This window comes from Undibacterium sp. Xuan67W (assembly GCF_049340165.1).
In the GTDB taxonomy this organism is placed as follows: Bacteria; Pseudomonadota; Gammaproteobacteria; order Burkholderiales; family Burkholderiaceae_D; genus Undibacterium.
Genome location: NZ_JBMPPN010000013.1, coordinates 84,222 through 102,933, shown reverse-complemented (window position 1 = coordinate 102,933; position 18,712 = coordinate 84,222). Strand labels below are relative to the sequence as shown.

The window sequence follows — 18,712 nt, the reverse complement described above, 5'->3', positions numbered from 1 at the left end:
TCAGAACTCCCAGCTCAGTTGCGGTGATTTTTTCGTACTGGTTTGTTTGCGCTTTGAGTGAGGCTGGCTTTTTTTCCTTGACCCATGTTTTTCAACAATCGCTGCTTTCGCCGACTTCACCGCAGGCTGGCCTCGCAGAGCAAAGAGACGCGCCTTGGCTGCTCTTGTCGCCTGCTCCAGGTCCACCACTGGCACAGGAATATCCTCGCCAACCGTAACACCACAGTTCGCCTGCATCTCGGGGGGCATACGCCAGGGCTCAAACAACCAAGAGTCTGGAACGCGGCGCATGGCTGGCAACCAATGACGGACAAAACGTCCTTGCGGATCATGGTCCATCGCCTGTTTGATTGGATTGTAAATACGCGGGATATTAATGCCCGTCGTACCCGATTGCATTTGCATCTGACTCCAGTGTATGCCCGGCTCATAGTCCAGAAATTGACGCGCCAGCCAATGGCCTACCGGCCGCCAGTCCAGCCATAAAGGATAAGCAGCCACTGACACGAGCATGGCGCGCATACGAAAATTTAGCCAGCCGGTTTCACGTAACATGACGACACACGCGTCAACCAGTGGCCAGCCCGTGCGTGCTGTGGTTAAGGCCGTGAAATGATCCGGGTTCCAGTCATGCTCACGCAGACCGTCGTAGCCGCGATGCAGGTTGCGGTATTCCAGCTCTGGCTCGCTCTCTAACTTTTGGATGAAATGACAGTGCCAATACAAACGACTGATGAATGCGCTCAATCCTTGTTTTTGACGCAATGCTGTGACCGGCAGCTGCGCACTCTGCTTCAGGGTTGCCTGTACGATTTCGCGCAAACTCAAACAACCATACGCAAGATAAGGAGATAAGCGGGAACAGGCGGTCGGAGCTGATAAAGGCGACGAAATACCGCCGCGATACTGATTGCTGCGATCACACAAAAAACTCTCCAGCACCGCGACACCGGCAGCGCGTCCGCCTGATTGCCGACGAGGCGGGTCGATTAACTGCAATCCCAGTTCCTGAGGTGCCGGAGGACGCTGCCGGTCAAGCGGCAAGGTGACGAAACTTTTGCTGTTTAACAGCGGGACTGGCAGACAGGGTTGCTGTACATGTGCATCCCAATGCGTATGCCAGGCATTGCGGCTGGCAAGCCGTCGCACGACACCAAATTGCGGAAACTCTTGCCAGGTGACTTGCTGTTGACGACACCAGCGTCCGAGTGCCAGATCGCGCTGGTAAGTAAGCGCATTACCAGTTTCTTCATGGGAGCAGATCGTGTGAAAAGGCAAAGCCGCATACAACTGCTGGAACACTTCGGGGACATCCCCCGTCAGCACATGCAACTGACCGCCTGACTGGCGTAGCGCGGTGTACAACTCGCGCAAACTTTCCAGCACAAATTGATAATGTTGATTCGCCGCATCCGCATGACCCCATATACCTGGCTCGATCACGTACATGCACAACACCTGCCCATGAGCGGCGGCCGTGTGAAGCGCGAGGTGATCATGTAACCGCAGATCACGTTTAAACCAAACGATGCTATAACTCATGCTTTGCATTATACAAATGCGAGGCAGCAGGATTTTTGCTGTATCAGCGACGAACCTGAGAGAAGCGGGTCAAGAGAGGGACAAGAGCGTAATAAGATGATGCCGGATGTAACAGCACGAACCAGGCTACGCCGAAACAAGCAAAGGCTAACAGCAATAAAAAAAGCGCATGATGCACATGCGCTTTTTTATAGGATTGAACGGATAAAACGATTGTTCTTGGTTTATCTCAGATGACAATCGTCTGATGCTCGTCACCTTCACGTGCATGGATAGTACCGATACGTGCCACAGTTTCGCCTGCAGCTGTCAGTTGTGCCATCGCAGCATCCGCGTTTTCTTTCGACACGATCACGACCATGCCGATACCGCAATTGAATACGCGGTGCATTTCTGCATCGGCAACACCGCCATGCTGTTGCAACCAAGTAAACAAAGGTGGCAATTCCCATGTACTGCTGTCTAATACGGCAGTCAAGGTGTCGCCCAGTACACGCGGCACATTTTCGACCAGGCCGCCACCGGTGATATGCGCCATGCCTTTGACTTCCATGCTCGCCATCAATGCCAGTAAAGGTTTTACATAAATACGAGTAGGCGCCATCAGTGCATCCGCCAGACTGCGTCCGTGGAAATCGGCATTCAAATCCGGATTGGCAACGTCAATAATCTTACGTACCAAAGAGAAACCGTTTGAGTGGATACCAGAAGAAGCCAGACCAAGGATCACGTCACCCGGAGCGATCTTGGTACCGTCAATGATGTTGGATTTTTCTACCGCACCGACCGCGAAACCGGCAAGGTCGTATTCACCATCCGGGTACATCGACGGCATCTCCGCCGTTTCGCCGCCGATCAGGGCACAGCCTGCCTGTTCGCAACCAAAAGCGATACCTTTGATTACATCAGTCGCAACGGCAACATCGAGTTTGCCGCAGGCGAAATAATCAAGGAAGAACAAAGGTTCAGCACCTTGCACCAGAATATCGTTGACGCTCATGGCGACCAGATCAATGCCAACGGTGTCATGGCGATTCAGGTGGAAGGCGAGCTTCAGCTTGGTACCGACACCGTCAGTACCAGAAACCAGAACAGGTTCCTTATATTTTTTACTGATTTCAAACATGGCACCAAAACCGCCGATGCCAGCCATGACGCCTTCGCGCATTGTGCGTTTAGCAAAAGGCTTAATCGCGTCGACTAGCGCATCGCCAGCGACCATATCGACGCCAGCGTCACGGTAAGAGAGGGAAACATTGCTTGGTGTGCTCATGATATTCGTCAATAGGGGCTTGAGGCGGTAAAATAGGGGGATTGCCGTTGAATCCTGCAAATTTCAGCGGCAAAACCGCTATTTTAACAAAACGCTCGCTCCGCTCCTAGTTTTTAGGGGCTTTAATTCATACTAGGCCAGATACTTGCCTGAATTATTACCTGAGAGCGAAGACAACATTGCCACTCTGGCACTGTAAAATTTGCTAAGAATTTTTGACCTGACGCCACCTAGCCAGCCTATGCCATTTTCTTTTACTGCCGAGCAAAAACAGACCACCCTGTGGTTGCTAATCGGATGCGCACTTCTTTTGCTGGTATCGATGCTAGGCCCTATTTTGATGCCATTCATTGTGGCGGGCATCATGGCATACATCCTCAACCCTTGGGTAGATCGTCTGTGCACCTTACGCATCAAGCAATTCCGGCTACCACGAGCTCTGGCGGCAAGCTTAATCATTGCGCTGGTAATCCTGCTCATTTTGACCATGCTACTAATCATGACGCCGATTTTGCAAAAACAAATTCCGCAGCTACAAGATCAGATTCCACGTTTTTTTGATAAAGCCAATGATTTGCTGGGACCGATGTTAAGTGATCTGGGAATCAAAGTCAGACTGGATAGTTCCGGCATTAAAACTATGTTGACGCAGCAATTGGAGACAAGCGGCGATGTCATTGGCAAGGCCGTTCTGTCGTCGATACGGGTAGGCGGTACGGCGGTCATCGGGATGGTGGCGAACCTGCTGTTGATTCCTATTGTCTTGTTTTACCTGTTAATGGATTGGCATCCGCTGATGAACAGGCTGGAACAATTCATCCCGCGTCGCTGGGTCGACGGTGTGAAATCGGGCGTCATCGAAGTCGACAGTATCCTGGCGCAGTATCTGCGCGGACAAATTATGGTCATGATCGTTCTCGCGATTTACTACTCTGGCGGACTGGCACTGGCGGGTTTTGATCTGGCGCTACCAGTCGGCATCATTACAGGATTTTTAGTGTTTATTCCTTACCTTGGCTTTGGACTTGGTCTTGCACTAGCTTTGATTGGCGCAGTAATTCAATTTGACGGCCTGCATGGCTTGGTTGCTGTCGCGGTGGTCTATAGCATTGGTCAGATACTCGAGAGTTTTATCCTGACCCCACGGCTGGTCGGAGAACGTATAGGCCTGCATCCGCTGACGGTGATTTTTGCCTTGATGGCATTTGGTCAGCTGTTTGGTTTTATCGGTATTCTGGTCGCACTACCTGCCTCGGCAATTCTCGCCGTGGCGGTCAAACATTTGCGTGTTTCTTATTTTAATAGCTCTCTTTATCGTCAACCATGAGGCAATTACTGCTTGATCTGGATGCGGAAAAACTGCCATCCCTAGATACCTTTGTGGTAGGACAAAATGCGGAACTCGCCCAATTGCTGAGTCTGTTTTCCCATCGCACGCCAAGTCAATATGGTGAACGTTTTGTCTACCTGTGGGGCGAAGCTGGTGCGGGTAAAACACATCTGCTACATGCGCTGGCTACCAGCGGGCAAGCGCGTTATATTAGTGCCGACGCACCCGGTAGCGCCTTTGATCACACTCCGGAAATTAGTTTATATTTGCTCGATGATTGCGAAAATTTGCCTCCACAATCCCAGATCGACGCCTTTAACCTGTTCAATGAAACCCGCGCCCATGGTGGTTTTCTGGTTGCTGCCGGCAATCATCCGCCTATGATCCTGAATGTCAGGGATGATTTACGTACCCGCCTCGGCTGGGGCCTGATCTATCAGGTTGTGGGATTGACGGATGAGGATAAAATAGACGCGCTGGAGCGTTCGGCGAATGCGCGTGGCATGAGCATCTCAAGTGGCGTGTTACCCTACCTGATTACGCATTACCAGCGCGATATGCGCTCACTGACCTCCATGCTTGATCAACTGGATCACTACTCGCTGGAAACCAAGCGGGCGATCACCTTACCTTTACTGCGCGAGCTGCTACAACAGCAACAAGCCTATACCAATTAATGCCTACCAACGACTCACAGCCCTTGCCATCCGCCACCATGCGTAACATCGCTTTATTCGATCTTGACCACACTCTGCTTCCTATCGATTCGGATTATGAATGGGGCCAGTTTTTAGCACGTACCGGTGCTGTTGATGCCGATGCGTTTGCACGGCGTAACGCAAATTTTTTTGCGCAATATCAGGCCGGCACTCTGGATCCAGTTGAATATCTGGAATTTGCACTTGGCACTCTGGCACAATTTCCCAGCCATCGACTTGATGCAATGCATCAGCAGTTTATGCATGAGGTCATTCACCCGGCGCTATTGCCAGCGGCCAGAGATTTATTACAACAACACAAGGAGCAGCAAGACCTGATCGCCATCATCACGGCGACCAATCGTTTTGTGACAGCACCGATCGCCAAAGCTCTAGGCGTAGAACATCTGATCGCCGCCGAGCCGGAACTGAACAAACAAGGAAAAATCACCGGCAAACTGCTAGGCATCCCCACCTCCGGTCAAGGCAAAGTCACTCACCTGCACCAATGGTTAGCTTCTCAGGGCAAGCAGCTCAGTGATTTTCCGCGGAGTTATTTTTACAGCGATTCACAAAACGATATTCCTTTATTGTCGATTGTGAGTCATCCTGTCGCCACGAATCCTAATAACAAACTACGTGCCCACGCCGAGCAGCTCGGCTGGCCGATTATTCATTTATTTGACGCGCAATGATCAAGAAATTTATCCGCAAGATGCTGGGTGTCAAAAACCCGCCAGAACCCGCAGGAACGAAGCGCAAACCCACTGTGCTCAGCGCCAAAGAACACGGCATCAATCCTGAATTGCTGTCATCGAATGCCGTTCGGGTCACGCAGACTCTGCAAGAAAACGGCTTTAAAGCCTTTGTCGTAGGCGGTGCAGTGCGGGATCTGCTGCTAGGTGTCAAACCCAAAGATTTTGACATCGCGACGAACGCCACGCCGGAACAAGTCAAGCGGCTATTTCGCCGTGCCTTCATCATCGGCAGACGCTTTCAGATTGTGCATGTCATGTTTGGTCAGGATTTGCTGGAGGTCACCACTTTCCGCGGTGCGGCGACTGACGGCGCACCCAAGGATGAACATGGTCGCGTGTTGCGCGATAACACCTTCGGTGAGCAGCATGAAGATGCCGCCCGACGCGACTTTACAATCAATGCGATGTACTACGATCCCGCCACGCAAACGGTGCTGGATTATCACGGCGGGATTGCGGACATCCGTAAAAAAATCTTGCGTATCATCGGTGTGCCTGAGGCACGTTACCGCGAAGATCCGGTGCGTATGCTGCGTGTCGTGCGCTTCGCTGCAAAACTGCAATTCAGCATCGACGAAGCAACGCGCGAGCCTATCCCGGTCATGGCACCTCTGATCAATAATGTACCGGTCGCCCGTGTATTTGATGAGATGCTCAAGCTACTGATGAGCGGGCACGCAATGGCATGCCTGCAGCAACTCCGCAAAGCCGGTCTGCACCATGGCTTAATGCCTTTACTCGACGTCGTACTGGAGCAGCCGCTGGGTGAAAAGTTCGTCACTCTGGCATTGGCCAATACAGATGAGCGAGTACGACAAGGCAAGCCCGTTTCACCAGGTTTCCTGTTCGCCTCTTTGCTCTGGCATCAGGTTCTGGAGAAATGGGAAGCCTATAAAGCCGCAGGCGAAATGGCGATTCCCGCGCTGCATCTGGCTGCTGATGATGTGCTGAATAAACAGACCGATAGCCTGGCCTTGCAACGCAAGATAGGATCAGACATGCGGGATATCTGGGCGATGCAACCGCGCTTTGAAAAACGTGTAGGCAAGTCTCCTTACAAATTGCTGGAGCATCCGCGCTTGCGTGCTGGTTATGATTTCCTGTTACTACGCTGCGCCTCTGGCGAGATTGATGCGGAGATTGGCGAATGGTGGACGGCCTTCATGGAGGGTGACGGCAGCGAGCGTGAACATTTGTTGACGGTCAAACCTAAGGACGCCGCGGGAGAAGTAAAAAAACGCCGCCCGCGCCGCCGCGCGCCGCGCAAAGCGGCGGCTGCCGAATAAATGGTGACGACAATCCAGGCATGTATTGGCATAGGCGCCAATCTCGGCGATGCACGAGGCACCGTCGAGCAGGCAATCATTCGGCTGGCGGCACTGCCTGCCTCGCGTTTACTGGCACAGTCGGGCCTGTATCTGAGCGCCCCGATTGAATCCTCTGGCGACGATTACATCAATGCCGTCGCGCAGATCAGCACCAGTCTGACTGCTCATGAGTTGCTCAAGGCATTGCAAGAAATCGAATTGGCATTCGGACGTGAACGTCCCTACCGGAATGCGCCGCGCACGCTTGATCTGGATTTGCTATTGTACGGACCGGAACAGATTGATCACGAAGACCTGACCGTGCCGCATCCAAGAATGACTGAGCGGGCTTTTGTCTTGCTGCCCTTATTACAAGTGAATCCCGACGCGGAGATTCCCGGCAAAGGCGCGGCACGTGATTTTATAGAACTGGTCAGGGGTCAGTGTATCCAATTTCTGGGCTAACTTATTTATACTCCCCACCAGTACCATTAATTTTCAGATGAATCCGCAATATTGATGGACGTGATAGAGCAGCAAAGAGAGATACTCCCATGCAAATACCTGTCATTCTGCAAACCACCGGCCTGCTGATTTTATCCAATGTGTTCATGACCGTGGCGTGGTATGGGCATTTAAAAAGCTTATCCAGCAAAGCTTGGTGGATTGCCGCGCTGATCAGCTGGGGCATCGCTCTGTTCGAATACCTGCTGCAAGTGCCTGCTAACCGTATCGGCTATACGCAATACAGTCTGGCACAATTAAAAATCTTGCAAGAGGCGCTGACACTGATCGTTTTTGTGCCTTTTGCTATGCTGTATATGGGACAGCCGTTTAAGCTCGACTATGTATGGGCTGGCTTATGTTTAATCGGTGCGGTGTATTTTATTTTCAGAAGCTGACACTCAGTATGAAGAATCAATATATCAATACTATTCTGGAGAATTATCTTGGCTGAATATTTACAAGATCGTAAAGCGATCAGCATCCCGGGCTTGATCGCGCAACGCCAGCAAGGCGAAAAAATCACGATGCTGACTTGCTATGACGCCAGCTTTGCGGCTTTGATGGATCGCTGCGGTGTTGAGGTGTTGCTGATCGGCGATTCCCTTGGCATGGTATGCCAGGGACACAACTCAACTTTGCCGGTCACCGTGCAGGATATTGCCTATCACACGGCAAGTGTGTGCCGTGGCAATAAGAGTGCGCTGGTCGTCGCAGACATGCCATTCGGCAGCTATGCCACCCCAGAATCTGCCTTCAACAACGCCGCGCAGCTGATACAAGCAGGCGCGCAAATGGTCAAGCTCGAAGGTGGCGCCTGGCTGGCACCGACGATTAAATTTTTAACGGAACGGGCTGTGCCTGTCTGTGCGCATCTGGGCCTGACACCGCAATCCGTGCATCAGCTTGGCGGCTACAAAGTACAGGGCAAAACCACTGCTGCAGCAGATTTACTCAAAGCAGATGCGCTGAGCTTGCAGGCGGCGGGAGCCAGCGCGCTGGTGCTCGAAGCGATTCCCGCAGCCCTGGGTAAAGAAGTCACCGATATACTGGCAATACCGACGATCGGCATCGGCGCAGGCCCGGAATGCTCCGGACAAGTCCTGGTCATGCATGATTTGCTGGGCGTATTCCCTGGACGCAAAGCGCGTTTTGTGAAAAATTTTATGGATGGCCAAACAACGATTGATGCCGCTGTTCAAGCGTATGTAGCTGCGGTCAAGGACAAGTCCTTCCCTGCTCCTGAGCATTGCTTCTAGGCGCGCATGGTGACCGGTGCGCTTACTCACCAGCGATCGCATTCTGTGGTAAATCATCTGGCGATCACTAAATACCGGTTATGGCCTCAAGGTCTGCTACGACAGCGATTAATTCACTTCACCGGTTTACCTCGCTAAAAACGAGGACATATTACTGGAAACGCGCTGCACTATCGGGCAGCGTGTTACGCCATAAGAATGTGCCGGAATTTATTTCGCCAGCAGAGTGTTTTCATCTTGAAAACGCGCCAGGCTGGTTTCAAGATGCTGCGCCAGAGTATCAACTGAATTCACCCGCATCCCAAGTTCACGCAATAAGCCGTCGTGCAGGCCGTACACCCAGCCGTGAATCGTGAGGTTCTGTGAACGTTCCCAGGCATCTTGCACAATCGTAGTCTGACAAAGGTTCATGACTTGCTCAATCACGTTCAGCTCACATAAGCGATTGCTCTTTTCACGTTCGGTATAGATATCACCAAGATACGCTTCATGCTTCTGATGCACGTCCTGGACATGCCGCAACCAGTTATCCGCCAGGCCAACACGACGGCGCGTCAGCGCTGCATGCACGCCGGAACAGCCATAGTGTCCGCAAATGATGACATGCTTTACGCACAGGACATCAATCGCAAACTGCAATACGGATAAACAATTGAGATCGGTGTGAACAACGACGTTCGCGATGTTCCTGTGGACAAATAACTCACCTGGTAACAACCCTAATAATTCGTTGGCAGGAACGCGGCTGTCAGAGCAACCGATCCACAGATATTCCGGAGATTGCTGTGAAGCGAGTTTTTTAAAAAAGTCAGCGTCTTTGGCATTAATTGCATCTGCCCATTGACGATTATTCTGAAGAAGTTGCTCAGGAGATAGAATGGATTGGTCTTGCGTGCTCATACTTGCCCTTCATTTTGAACAGGCGTGATTTTAACCGAGAATCCACTCTAAATTTAAATCCATTGAAAAGAAGTCCATAGATCGTTTCGTAAAGAAAATAAAAAACGCGGCAGTCATTTGACTGCCGCGTTTTTGAACTTAACCGATTCCGTTTAGATCAATCTGTGAGGCTGGTTTTCAACTACTCGCAAGGATTAACCCACAGAACTAAGCTCTAGGACTAGCAAACAGAATTAGCGAAAGCTGCTTTTTTCTTCGCCAGTATCAGCCAGCATCGCTTTTTTCAGAGAACTATCGACTGGTTTTTCACCAAGCCAGATACGTAATAAGGCGTTATTGAAGGCGATATCAGGATATGGCTCACCGAGTTTTTTACCGTTTAAATAAAAAGTCGTTCCTACACCAGGCACCCAGTCGGTCAGCATGATGTCACCTTTTTTCAACTCAGGCACAGAGGCAAATAATTCGCCCAAGCGCAGAAATTGCATGGTCAATTTACCCTTTTCGGCCTTATCGGTATTTTGTTGAATACCGGACATGAAACCCCGGCCGAACTCCTCATTACTCAAATCACGCAACATCACAAGTGTGACGCGTCTGGGACCAGTGGACGCCAGCACATCAGGTACTGTCGTCTTTTTACTCGATAAGTAAAGGCCTGCAGCGTAAACTTTAAAAATCGCTTTGTAACGAATACCTGCACCGTTGAGTTTTAAATCTGTATTTGCCAGATGCACCGTATCTTCAAACTTCGCGCCTGCCACTTCTGTCGTTGCTGCATGCGTAATCAGACTTGCAGACGCAAACAATCCAGCGACCAACAAACGCTTACTTGTATTCCAAACCATATTTATCTCCATTAATTTTTTACCCTTATTTTTCGCACGGGCGTCTTATTATGCAATGCGAAGTTAGAGTAAGCCCACTAAGCAGTCGTGACGAAAGCAATTCGTTGCCACCTCACCACATAGCTCAGCTTAACTGAAATTAGTGGGGCTCGCCTTGCTTAAATAAAGTGCAAAAAGAAGAAATTTATATACGAATTAGCAGAAAATATGGAATTTCAATAAGATATGCGATGACTGACATGATGGATTGTCAAGCTCCGACTCAAAATACAAAACGTAGACGTAAAAAAACCTGCCAGATTATTGGCAGGTTGCGGATTCATCGACCGTCATCGGATGACAGTCAATAGGCCTTAAGCGCTCGTTGGTTATTCGAAAAACTTTTTGACCTTATCCATCCATGTCTTGCTTTGCGGATTATGTTTGGCACCGCCTTCAACCGTGAGTTGCTCAAAATTACGCAGCAATTCTTTTTGTTTGTCCGTTAATTTAACAGGGGTTTCAATCACGACATGACAAAACAAATCCCCTGCATAGCCTGAACGCACGCCCTTCACACCCTTGCTACGTAAGCGGAAAGTCTTACCAGATTGGGTGCCTTCCGGGATCGTGAATGAGGCTTTGCCACTTAAAGTGGGAACCTCGATATCACCACCCAATGCGGCCTTTACAAATGAGATAGGCATTTCGCAATGCAGATCATCACCTTCCCGCTGGAATACCGGATGTTGCTTGATGTGGATTTCAACATATAAATCACCTGGAGGGCCACCGTTCACGCCAGGCTCACCATTACCCGATGAACGGATGCGCATACCGTCGTCAATACCTGCCGGTATTTTGACTTCCAGAGTTTTGTTACGCTTAATGCGACCGACGCCAGAGCAGCTAGTGCAAGGTTCTGGAATCATCTTGCCTGTGCCATGACACTTGGGACAGGTTTGCTGAATACTAAACAATCCTTGTTGCATGCGTACCTGACCATGTCCGGCACAGGTGCTGCAAGTGACAGGCTGAGTACCGGGCTTGGCACCTGACCCATGACAGGTTTCACACTCATCCCAGCTCGGTACACGTATCGTTGTATCGAAGCCGTTAGCCGCCTGCTCTAAGCTGATTTCCAGGTTGTAGCGTAAATCAGCACCGCGATAGACTTGTGGACCGCTACTGCGACCACGACCACCGCCGAAAATGTCACCAAAAATATCACCGAAAGCATCAGCAAAACCAGCGCCGCCAGCACCGCCGCCGCCCCCCATATTCGGGTCAACGCCTGCATGCCCGTAACGATCATAGGCGTCACGCTTTTGCGCATCGGACAGCATCTCGTAGGCCTCTTTCGCCTCTTTGAATTTTTCTTCCGAAGTTTTGCTATCCGGATTACGGTCCGGATGGTATTTCATCGCCAGTTTGCGATATGCTTTTTTGATTTCATCTTCCGTGGCATTTTTTGCTACGCCCAGAATTTCGTAAAAATCACGCTTCGCCATCTCTTTACACCTTGTTCTTTGCGCCTTATTAACTCTCAGCGAATTAAGCAAAAAAGCCGAGCAGGGAAATCGCGACTACGATCAACCTGCCCGGCGAGTCTTGGCGGGGATTGCCCGCCGGACTAATTACTTACCGTCTTTGACTTCTTTGAAGTCTGCATCGACAACATCATCGTCTTTTGCATGCGCGTCAGCTGTACCGGCGGCACCTGCTGCACCGCCCGCTGCAGCCTGCTGAGCTTGCATATCGGCATAGACTTTTTCACCCAGCTTTTGTGACGCTGTGGACAAAGCACCGATTTTGGTATCGATCTCAGCCTTGTCACCATTCTTCAGAATATCTTCCAGATCTTTGATAGCGGCTTCGATTTTTTCTTTCTCACCCGCCTCCAGCTTGTCACCATGTTCGCTCAAGGCTTTTTTAGTCGAATGAACTAATGCATCGCCTTGATTGCGGGATTCTGCCAATTCCTTGACCTTTTTATCTTCTTCCGCATTCAACTCGGCATCTTTCACCATTTTTTGAATTTCTTCTTCAGTCAAACCGGAATTTGCCTTAATGGTGATTTTGTTTTCTTTACCGGTTGCCTTGTCTTTTGCACCTACATGCAAAATACCGTTTGCGTCGATATCAAAAGTCACTTCAATCTGTGGTGTGCCACGTGCTGATGGTGGAATACCTTCCAGATTGAACTCACCGAGACCTTTGTTACGGGCAGCGATTTCGCGCTCACCCTGGTAAACTTTAATCGTTACCGCAGGCTGATTATCATCTGCTGTCGAGAATACCTGGCTGAACTTAGTTGGAATCGTTGTATTTTTTTGGATCATTTTCGTCATTACACCACCTAGAGTCTCAATACCCAGAGACAACGGTGTCACGTCGAGCAACAACAAATCCTTACGATCGCCAGACAACACAGAACCTTGAATCGCTGCGCCAACGGCAACAGCTTCATCCGGGTTCACATCTTTACGTGGTTCTTTGCCAAAAAATTCTTTAACCAGTTCCTGAACCTTAGGCATACGCGTCATACCACCAACCAGAATGATGTCATCGATGTCTGAGGTTTTTACGCCTGCATCTTTGATCGCCATGCGGCATGGGTCCATCGTCTTCTGAATCAGTTCTTCAACCAAAGCTTCCAGCTTCGCACGCGTGATTTTCAAATTCAAATGCACAGGTGCGCCGTTTGCCATGGCGATGTATGGCTCGTTAATTTCTGTTTGCTGCGAGCTGGATAATTCAATCTTCGCGCGTTCTGCAGACGCTTTGATACGTTGCAAAGCGATAGGGTCTTTAGACAAGTCCAGACCGTTGATCTTTTTGAATTCCTCAATGATGTAGTCAATGATGCGTTGATCAAAATCTTCACCACCCAAGAAAGTATCGCCATTGGTAGACAATACTTCAAACTGCATTTCGCCATCTACGTCAGCGATTTCGATAATCGATACGTCAAAAGTACCACCACCCAAATCATAAACTGCAATCTTACGATCGCCTTTTTCTTTTTTATCCAGACCAAACGCCAGCGCAGCAGCTGTTGGCTCATTGATGATACGTTTGACGTCCAAGCCAGCAATACGGCCAGCATCTTTGGTTGCCTGACGTTGTGCATCATTGAAATAGGCAGGAACAGTGATGACTGCTTCAGTCACTTCTTCACCGAGGTAGTCCTCAGCGGTCTTTTTCATCTTGCGCAAAACTTCGGCAGAAATTTGTGGTGGTGCCAGACGCTTGTCGCGTACGGAAACCCAGGCATCGCCGTTGTCTGCTTTGGAGATTGTGTAAGGCATCAGACCAATGTCTTTTTGCACTTCTTTTTCGTCGAATTTACGACCGATCAAACGCTTGACCGCAAACAATGTATTTTTTGGGTTGGTCACTGCCTGACGTTTTGCAGACGCGCCGACCAGAATTTCGCCATCTTCTTGATAAGCGATGATCGACGGCGTAGTACGCGCGCCTTCTGCATTTTCAATCACTTTTGGCTGGCCGCCTTCCATGATAGCAACGCAAGAGTTGGTGGTACCCAAATCAATACCGATCATTTTTCCCATGATATTTCCCTTTTAGTTTAATTATTTGATATTTATTGAGCTGCTTTACGTTATGTTGCCGCTCTGTTGTTCTGGATATAGGGCAAAAAACCCTAGTTTCAAGCATTTTTTATCGTTTTTTTGCCTGTTTTTACTATTTTCCTTGCGCCACGGTAATCAATGCTGGACGCAATAAACGATCAGCAATCGTATAACCCTTTTGCAGTACCGCTACAACCGTATTCGCATCTTGTTCAGCAGGCACCATAGAAATCGCCTGATGCTTGGCTGGATCTAACTTCTCACCCTGAACAGGATTAATTTCAAGCAAACGGTTCTTTTCAAACGCGGCGCTCAATTGTTTCAGCGTCATTTCCACACCTTCTTTGAGAGACTCAATCGATGGTGTTTCTACTTTTAAAGCCATTTCAAGACTATCTTTAACCGGAACCATTGCTTCAGCAAAACCTTCTATCGCAAATTTATGCGCCTTCGCGATATCCTCTTGGGCACGGCGACGGATATTCTCACCCTCAGCCTTAGCGCGCATGAACGCGTCCTGCAACTCCAGAACTTTGGCTTCCAGCTGCGCTAATGTCTCGTTTTCAGCCTCTGAGGCATCAGCGTCTTGTGCAGCATCATTCACCGATTCCACGACAGGTTCTGCGGGCACTTCTGCATTAACGTTGTCTACAGGCTTTTCTTGGTCTTGCATCGTTTATCTCCAAATCAAATACACATTTCTTAGGAAATGGGGGGTAACCATGTCATTTCAAGGGGTATTCATGAACTTTTTCGGGGTTTAGCGGCGGAGGCAGCGCAAGTAACGACAATATGCTACTTAATTAGACGTTTTGTTACAAATTTTACATGGGTCAGGTCTGGAAAATCTTGGTAAATCCACTACCATTAAGAGTGAGATTCGTGCACTCACCCTGACCACGAACAACTCCTGTCAGCTCACTGAGGAGATTGCGAAAATGAAATTATCTCTTATTTCCATCGTCGTTTGCGCGTACACCGTGATCGTGGTTGCCTGGATTTGCATGTCGCAAGCGAATATTTAACAGCCACAAATAAAGAAGCCGTTTTCATAAACATGCAAAAACACAGCTCACCGCACTCAATTACCCTTAGATGTAAATACAGATGTAAATTCCACTTACAGTTACGATAACTACGCCTTGTGGCGTAAAATTGTCCTTTTTTTCGTATGCGCTTTTAGCAAAAAGGACACAAGCATGATTTTCGTCACAGGTGGTGCAGGCTTTATTGGTGCCAATTTCGTACTCGATTGGCTAGCGCAAAGCGATGAGCCTGTCATCAATTTTGACAAACTAACTTATGCCGGCAATCTGAATAATCTAGCCAGCCTGAAAGGCGATGCACGCCACATATTTGTTCAAGGCGATATTAATTACGGTGAAAAGGTTGCTGCCTTATTGGCGCAATATCAACCGCGAGCAATTCTGCATTTTGCGGCAGAAAGTCATGTTGACCGCTCCATCCATGGGCCTGCTGCGTTCGTAAATACCAATATCAACGGGACGTTTAGCTTATTAGAGGCGAGTAAGGTCTATTGGCAAAATTTGCCGGAACCGCAAAAATCTGCGTTCCGCTTCCTTCATGTCTCTACCGATGAAGTGTACGGCACGCTGAGCGCCGAGGATCCGCCGTTTTCAGAAACAACAGCCTATGCGCCAAACAGTCCGTACTCGGCATCGAAAGCGGCATCAGATCATTTGGTTCGCGCCTATCACCATACCTATGGATTGCCTACGCTGACAACCAATTGCTCCAATAATTATGGCGGTTACCATTTTCCGGAAAAATTAATCCCATTGATGATCACTAATGCCCGCTCTGGCAAGGACTTACCAGTCTATGGCGATGGTATGCAAGTGCGTGACTGGCTATATGTCAACGATCATTGCTCCGCGATTCGCCGGGTTTTAGAAGGTGGAAGAATAGGAGAAACCTATAACGTAGGCGGCTGGAACGAGCAAAGTAACCTAAGCGTTGTACATATACTGTGCGACTTACTTGATCAGCTACAACCAAAAGCTAATGGCAGCTATCGTGACCAGATTAAACACGTCACAGACCGCCCTGGGCATGACCGTCGTTACGCGATCGATGCACGCAAAATCGAAAAAGAGTTAGGCTGGAAACCAACTGAAACTTTTGAAACTGGCTTGCGCAAAACGGTGGCGTGGTACCTGGCTAATGACGAGTGGGTCAGCCAAGTACAATCTGGTGACTACCTGAAATGGGTCAGCCTGCAATACAACAAAAATGCAGAGGTGGCGTAATGACGGTCACTAATCGCAAAGGCATCATTCTAGCCGGCGGATCAGGCACCCGCCTCTACCCAGTGACACAGGCAGTATCCAAACAACTTCTGCCGGTCTATGACAAACCTATGATCTACTATCCCCTGACATCACTGATGCTAGCGGGGATTCGCGACATTCTGATTATCTCTACACCTCAGGACACACCGCGCTTCAAGGAATTACTTGGCGATGGTTCACAATGGGGTATTAACTTGCAATATGCTGTACAGCCCAGCCCTGACGGCTTGGCGCAAGCATTCATTATTGGTCGCGACTTCGTAGGCGACGCCCCTTCCGCGCTCATCCTTGGCGACAATATTTATTACGGTCACGATTTTGAACCACAATTGCGGGCAGCAGATGCCAATGTCAGCGGTGCCACGGTGTTTGCTTATCATGTGCATGATCCCGAACGTTATGGTGTGGTTGAATTTAATCAACAAAGACAAGCGATCAGCATTGAAGAAAAACCTGTTCAGCCAAAATCTAATTATGCTGTCACTGGCCTGTACTTTTATGATCAACAAGTTGTCGATATTGCTGCCAGCATCAAGCCCTCACACCGTGGTGAACTCGAGATTACCGATGTTAACAATGTGTATCTGAAGCAAGGACAATTGAAAGTTGAATTGATGGGCCGTGGCATGGCCTGGTTAGATACCGGCACCCATGAATCCTTGCTTGAGGCGGGTCAATTCATTGCAACTATCGAAAAGCGCCAAGGTCTCAAAGTAGCTTGCCCGGAAGAAATTGCTTATCGCCGCGGTTACATCAATGATGCACAACTGGAAAAGCTCGCACAACCGCTGAAGAAAAATGAATATGGTCGCTATCTGTTGCAATTGCTACAGCATAAAACCTATTAAATTTCAGCGATATCTCAGCAGTTGTCTGAGTATCAGGATCGCCAGACAATACAAAATCAATCCATCTCATCATTACGAAAAATTATGCAAGTAACACCGACCAATTTACCTGAAGTCATGATCATAGAACCACGTGTGTTTGGTGATGATCGTGGTTTTTTTTACGAGAGTTTTAATGCCAAAAAATTTGCTGAACTGACGGGAGTAGATCTGAATTTTGTTCAGGATAATCACTCAAAATCAGCAAAAAATGTATTGCGAGGTTTGCACTACCAAATTCAACAGGCACAAGGCAAATTGGTTCGTGTGATTGCGGGTGAGGTATTCGACGTTGCGGTTGATTTACGCAAAAGCTCGCCACGTTTTGGTCAGTGGACGGGAGTTACACTTTCGGCAGAAAATCAACGCCAGCTATGGATACCACCTGGGTTTGGGCATGGATTTGTCGTTACAAGCGATACCGCAGAATTTCTTTACAAAACTACCGATTATTGGGCGCCGGAATACGAACGCAGCTTGCAATGGAATGATCCGGCTATCGGGATTGACTGGCCACTCCAAGGCGAACCTGTTATGTCTGCGAAAGATCAGCAAGCTAAATTACTGAAGGATGCTGAGGTTTTTGCATGAAAATTTTGCTGACTGGCACAACCGGCCAACTTGGTCATGCCTTGTTGAGCTCGCTTCAATCAGCTGGAACAATTATTGTTCCAGAACGGCATGAGATGGATCTTAGCAAACCAGAGCAATTGCGCACCATCATTAGGCAAATAAAGCCCGACCTGATTATTAATCCTGCAGCCTACACCTCGGTAGACAAAGCCGAGACTGAACCTGAACTTGCGCACGCCATCAACGCGATTGCGCCGGGCGTCATGGCTGAAGAAGCAAAAAATTTGAATGCCGCATTAATCCATTACTCAACAGATTATGTTTTCGACGGTGACAAACGTAATGCTGATGGCGGCCTACAACCCTACGTCGAATCAGACCCTGCTGGCCCCGTCAATGTGTATGGCAAAACCAAGCTGGCAGGCGAGCAGGCGATCCATCAAAGCGGCTGCCGCCATTTGATATTCCGTACGAGCTGGGTATATTCTCTTTTCGGAAAAAATTTTTTACTGACGATGCTCCGCCTGGCCAATGAGCGGGAGGAGTTAAGTATCGTCAATGACCAGTGGGGCGCGCCAAGTCCCACTAACTGGCTAGCAAAAGCAACCGCACATATCATCACACTGTCTCAAAAAACTGAAAATTCAGATCAATGGTGGAATCAACATCAAGGCGTGTATCACATGACGCCGAAAGGTAAGACAAGCTGGTGTGGCTTTGCAGAAAAAATTATGCTTCAGGCATCTGCGTCAGGCTTACTGACTAAAGCAGCACCTGTGGTAAAAGGTATTCCAGCAAGTGAATATCCGACACCGGCAAGTCGACCTGTTAATTCCTGTATGGATACAGAAAAATTAGTTGCACACTTTGGTCTGCTTATCCCGACCTGGGAAGAAGCATTGGTCACATGCATGCAAACTCAAGCTCGCAGCTAAAGTGACACTGA

The 18,712-nt window shown here is 49.0% G+C and carries 19 protein-coding genes; 12 read left to right on the top strand and 7 right to left on the bottom strand.

The window, feature by feature from the left end:
* Together ACO0LE_RS13135 and purM are read right to left on the bottom strand one after the other, a co-directional pair.
* Entirely contained in the window at window positions 1-1,542 is a 1,542-nt protein-coding gene (locus ACO0LE_RS13135; RefSeq protein WP_422960801.1) for a deoxyribodipyrimidine photo-lyase/cryptochrome family protein, read from the bottom strand.
* 229 nt (window positions 1,543-1,771) lie between these two features.
* Window positions 1,772-2,815, bottom strand: a complete 1,044-nt coding sequence (gene purM / locus ACO0LE_RS13130) for a phosphoribosylformylglycinamidine cyclo-ligase (RefSeq protein ID WP_422960800.1) — start codon at window positions 2,813-2,815, stop codon at window positions 1,772-1,774.
* Window positions 2,816-3,056: 241 nt separating this feature from the next.
* Between purM and ACO0LE_RS13125 the strand changes: the two genes are divergently transcribed.
* The 7 genes from ACO0LE_RS13125 (at window position 3,057) to panB (ending at window position 8,671) form a co-directional block, all read left to right on the top strand.
* The gene (locus ACO0LE_RS13125) at window positions 3,057-4,142 is read left to right on the top strand and encodes an AI-2E family transporter (RefSeq protein WP_422960821.1); all 1,086 of its coding nucleotides are present in this window, start codon (window positions 3,057-3,059) and stop codon (window positions 4,140-4,142) included.
* A complete protein-coding gene (gene hda, locus ACO0LE_RS13120) occupies window positions 4,139-4,822 on the top strand; it encodes a DnaA regulatory inactivator Hda (RefSeq protein ID WP_422960799.1) in 684 nt (227 codons plus the stop codon). The genes ACO0LE_RS13125 and hda overlap by 4 nt, the downstream gene beginning before the upstream one ends.
* 38 nt (window positions 4,823-4,860) lie before the next feature.
* The gene (locus ACO0LE_RS13115) at window positions 4,861-5,538 is read left to right on the top strand and encodes an HAD family hydrolase (RefSeq protein ID WP_422960820.1); all 678 of its coding nucleotides are present in this window, start codon (window positions 4,861-4,863) and stop codon (window positions 5,536-5,538) included.
* On the top strand, window positions 5,535-6,887 hold the full coding sequence (gene pcnB / locus ACO0LE_RS13110) for a polynucleotide adenylyltransferase PcnB (RefSeq protein ID WP_422960798.1): 1,353 nt from the start codon (window positions 5,535-5,537) through the stop codon (window positions 6,885-6,887). The genes ACO0LE_RS13115 and pcnB overlap by 4 nt, the downstream gene beginning before the upstream one ends.
* Entirely contained in the window at window positions 6,888-7,373 is a 486-nt protein-coding gene (folK, locus tag ACO0LE_RS13105) for a 2-amino-4-hydroxy-6-hydroxymethyldihydropteridine diphosphokinase (RefSeq protein ID WP_422960797.1), read from the top strand.
* Between the two features lie 89 nt (window positions 7,374-7,462).
* Entirely contained in the window at window positions 7,463-7,810 is a 348-nt protein-coding gene (locus tag ACO0LE_RS13100; protein ID WP_422960796.1) for a DMT family protein, read from the top strand.
* 48 nt (window positions 7,811-7,858) lie between these two features.
* Entirely contained in the window at window positions 7,859-8,671 is an 813-nt protein-coding gene (gene panB, locus ACO0LE_RS13095) for a 3-methyl-2-oxobutanoate hydroxymethyltransferase (RefSeq protein WP_422960795.1), read from the top strand.
* Window positions 8,672-8,881: 210 nt separating this feature from the next.
* On the opposite strand, the gene can is transcribed toward panB, so the two are convergent.
* From can to grpE, 5 genes are all read right to left on the bottom strand, one after another.
* Complete coding sequence (gene can, locus ACO0LE_RS13090; RefSeq protein WP_422960794.1) at window positions 8,882-9,571, bottom strand: carbonate dehydratase; 690 nt, start codon at window positions 9,569-9,571, stop codon at window positions 8,882-8,884.
* 233 nt (window positions 9,572-9,804) lie between these two features.
* Entirely contained in the window at window positions 9,805-10,419 is a 615-nt protein-coding gene (locus ACO0LE_RS13085) for a chalcone isomerase family protein (RefSeq protein WP_422960793.1), read from the bottom strand.
* 368 nt (window positions 10,420-10,787) lie between these two features.
* Window positions 10,788-11,909, bottom strand: coding sequence for a molecular chaperone DnaJ (gene dnaJ / locus ACO0LE_RS13080; RefSeq protein ID WP_422960792.1), 1,122 nt, complete (start codon window positions 11,907-11,909; stop codon window positions 10,788-10,790).
* Window positions 11,910-12,035: 126 nt separating this feature from the next.
* Window positions 12,036-13,973, bottom strand: coding sequence for a molecular chaperone DnaK (gene dnaK / locus ACO0LE_RS13075; protein WP_422960791.1), 1,938 nt, complete (start codon window positions 13,971-13,973; stop codon window positions 12,036-12,038).
* Between the two features lie 133 nt (window positions 13,974-14,106).
* A complete protein-coding gene (gene grpE, locus ACO0LE_RS13070) occupies window positions 14,107-14,667 on the bottom strand; it encodes a nucleotide exchange factor GrpE (protein ID WP_422960790.1) in 561 nt (186 codons plus the stop codon).
* Window positions 14,668-14,806: 139 nt separating this feature from the next.
* On the opposite strand from grpE, the gene ACO0LE_RS13065 reads away from it, so the two are divergent.
* The 5 genes from ACO0LE_RS13065 (at window position 14,807) to rfbD (ending at window position 18,701) form a co-directional block, all read left to right on the top strand.
* A complete protein-coding gene (locus tag ACO0LE_RS13065) occupies window positions 14,807-15,019 on the top strand; it encodes a hypothetical protein (protein WP_422960789.1) in 213 nt (70 codons plus the stop codon).
* Between the two features lie 174 nt (window positions 15,020-15,193).
* Entirely contained in the window at window positions 15,194-16,264 is a 1,071-nt protein-coding gene (rfbB, locus tag ACO0LE_RS13060; RefSeq protein WP_422960788.1) for a dTDP-glucose 4,6-dehydratase, read from the top strand.
* Window positions 16,264-17,154, top strand: coding sequence for a glucose-1-phosphate thymidylyltransferase RfbA (rfbA, locus tag ACO0LE_RS13055; protein ID WP_422960787.1), 891 nt, complete (start codon window positions 16,264-16,266; stop codon window positions 17,152-17,154). Before rfbB ends, rfbA begins: the two co-directional genes overlap by 1 nt.
* 84 nt (window positions 17,155-17,238) lie before the next feature.
* Window positions 17,239-17,784, top strand: a complete 546-nt coding sequence (rfbC, locus tag ACO0LE_RS13050) for a dTDP-4-dehydrorhamnose 3,5-epimerase (protein WP_422960786.1) — start codon at window positions 17,239-17,241, stop codon at window positions 17,782-17,784.
* Window positions 17,781-18,701 (top strand): dTDP-4-dehydrorhamnose reductase, encoded by a 921-nt coding sequence (gene rfbD / locus ACO0LE_RS13045; RefSeq protein ID WP_422960785.1) that lies wholly within the window; start codon window positions 17,781-17,783, stop codon window positions 18,699-18,701. Before rfbC ends, rfbD begins: the two co-directional genes overlap by 4 nt.
* Window positions 18,702-18,712: the final 11 nt, after the last annotated feature.

Coding starts and splice junctions, on each gene's coding strand:
- pcnB (WP_422960798.1), top strand. CDS start 5,535: ATGATCAAGAAATTTATCCGCAAGATGCTGGGTGTCAAAAACCCGCCA.
- rfbC (WP_422960786.1), top strand. CDS start 17,239: ATGCAAGTAACACCGACCAATTTACCTGAAGTCATGATCATAGAACCA.
- dnaJ (WP_422960792.1), bottom strand. CDS start 11,909: ATGGCGAAGCGTGATTTTTACGAAATTCTGGGCGTAGCAAAAAATGCC.
- dnaK (WP_422960791.1), bottom strand. CDS start 13,973: ATGGGAAAAATGATCGGTATTGATTTGGGTACCACCAACTCTTGCGTT.
- rfbD (WP_422960785.1), top strand. CDS start 17,781: ATGAAAATTTTGCTGACTGGCACAACCGGCCAACTTGGTCATGCCTTG.
- rfbB (WP_422960788.1), top strand. CDS start 15,194: ATGATTTTCGTCACAGGTGGTGCAGGCTTTATTGGTGCCAATTTCGTA.
- ACO0LE_RS13085 (WP_422960793.1), bottom strand. CDS start 10,419: ATGGTTTGGAATACAAGTAAGCGTTTGTTGGTCGCTGGATTGTTTGCG.
- purM (WP_422960800.1), bottom strand. CDS start 2,815: ATGAGCACACCAAGCAATGTTTCCCTCTCTTACCGTGACGCTGGCGTC.
- ACO0LE_RS13135 (WP_422960801.1), bottom strand. CDS start 1,542: ATGAGTTATAGCATCGTTTGGTTTAAACGTGATCTGCGGTTACATGAT.
- ACO0LE_RS13100 (WP_422960796.1), top strand. CDS start 7,463: ATGCAAATACCTGTCATTCTGCAAACCACCGGCCTGCTGATTTTATCC.
- folK (WP_422960797.1), top strand. CDS start 6,888: ATGGTGACGACAATCCAGGCATGTATTGGCATAGGCGCCAATCTCGGC.
- rfbA (WP_422960787.1), top strand. CDS start 16,264: ATGACGGTCACTAATCGCAAAGGCATCATTCTAGCCGGCGGATCAGGC.
- grpE (WP_422960790.1), bottom strand. CDS start 14,667: ATGCAAGACCAAGAAAAGCCTGTAGACAACGTTAATGCAGAAGTGCCC.
- ACO0LE_RS13125 (WP_422960821.1), top strand. CDS start 3,057: ATGCCATTTTCTTTTACTGCCGAGCAAAAACAGACCACCCTGTGGTTG.
- hda (WP_422960799.1), top strand. CDS start 4,139: ATGAGGCAATTACTGCTTGATCTGGATGCGGAAAAACTGCCATCCCTA.
- ACO0LE_RS13115 (WP_422960820.1), top strand. CDS start 4,861: ATGCGTAACATCGCTTTATTCGATCTTGACCACACTCTGCTTCCTATC.
- can (WP_422960794.1), bottom strand. CDS start 9,571: ATGAGCACGCAAGACCAATCCATTCTATCTCCTGAGCAACTTCTTCAG.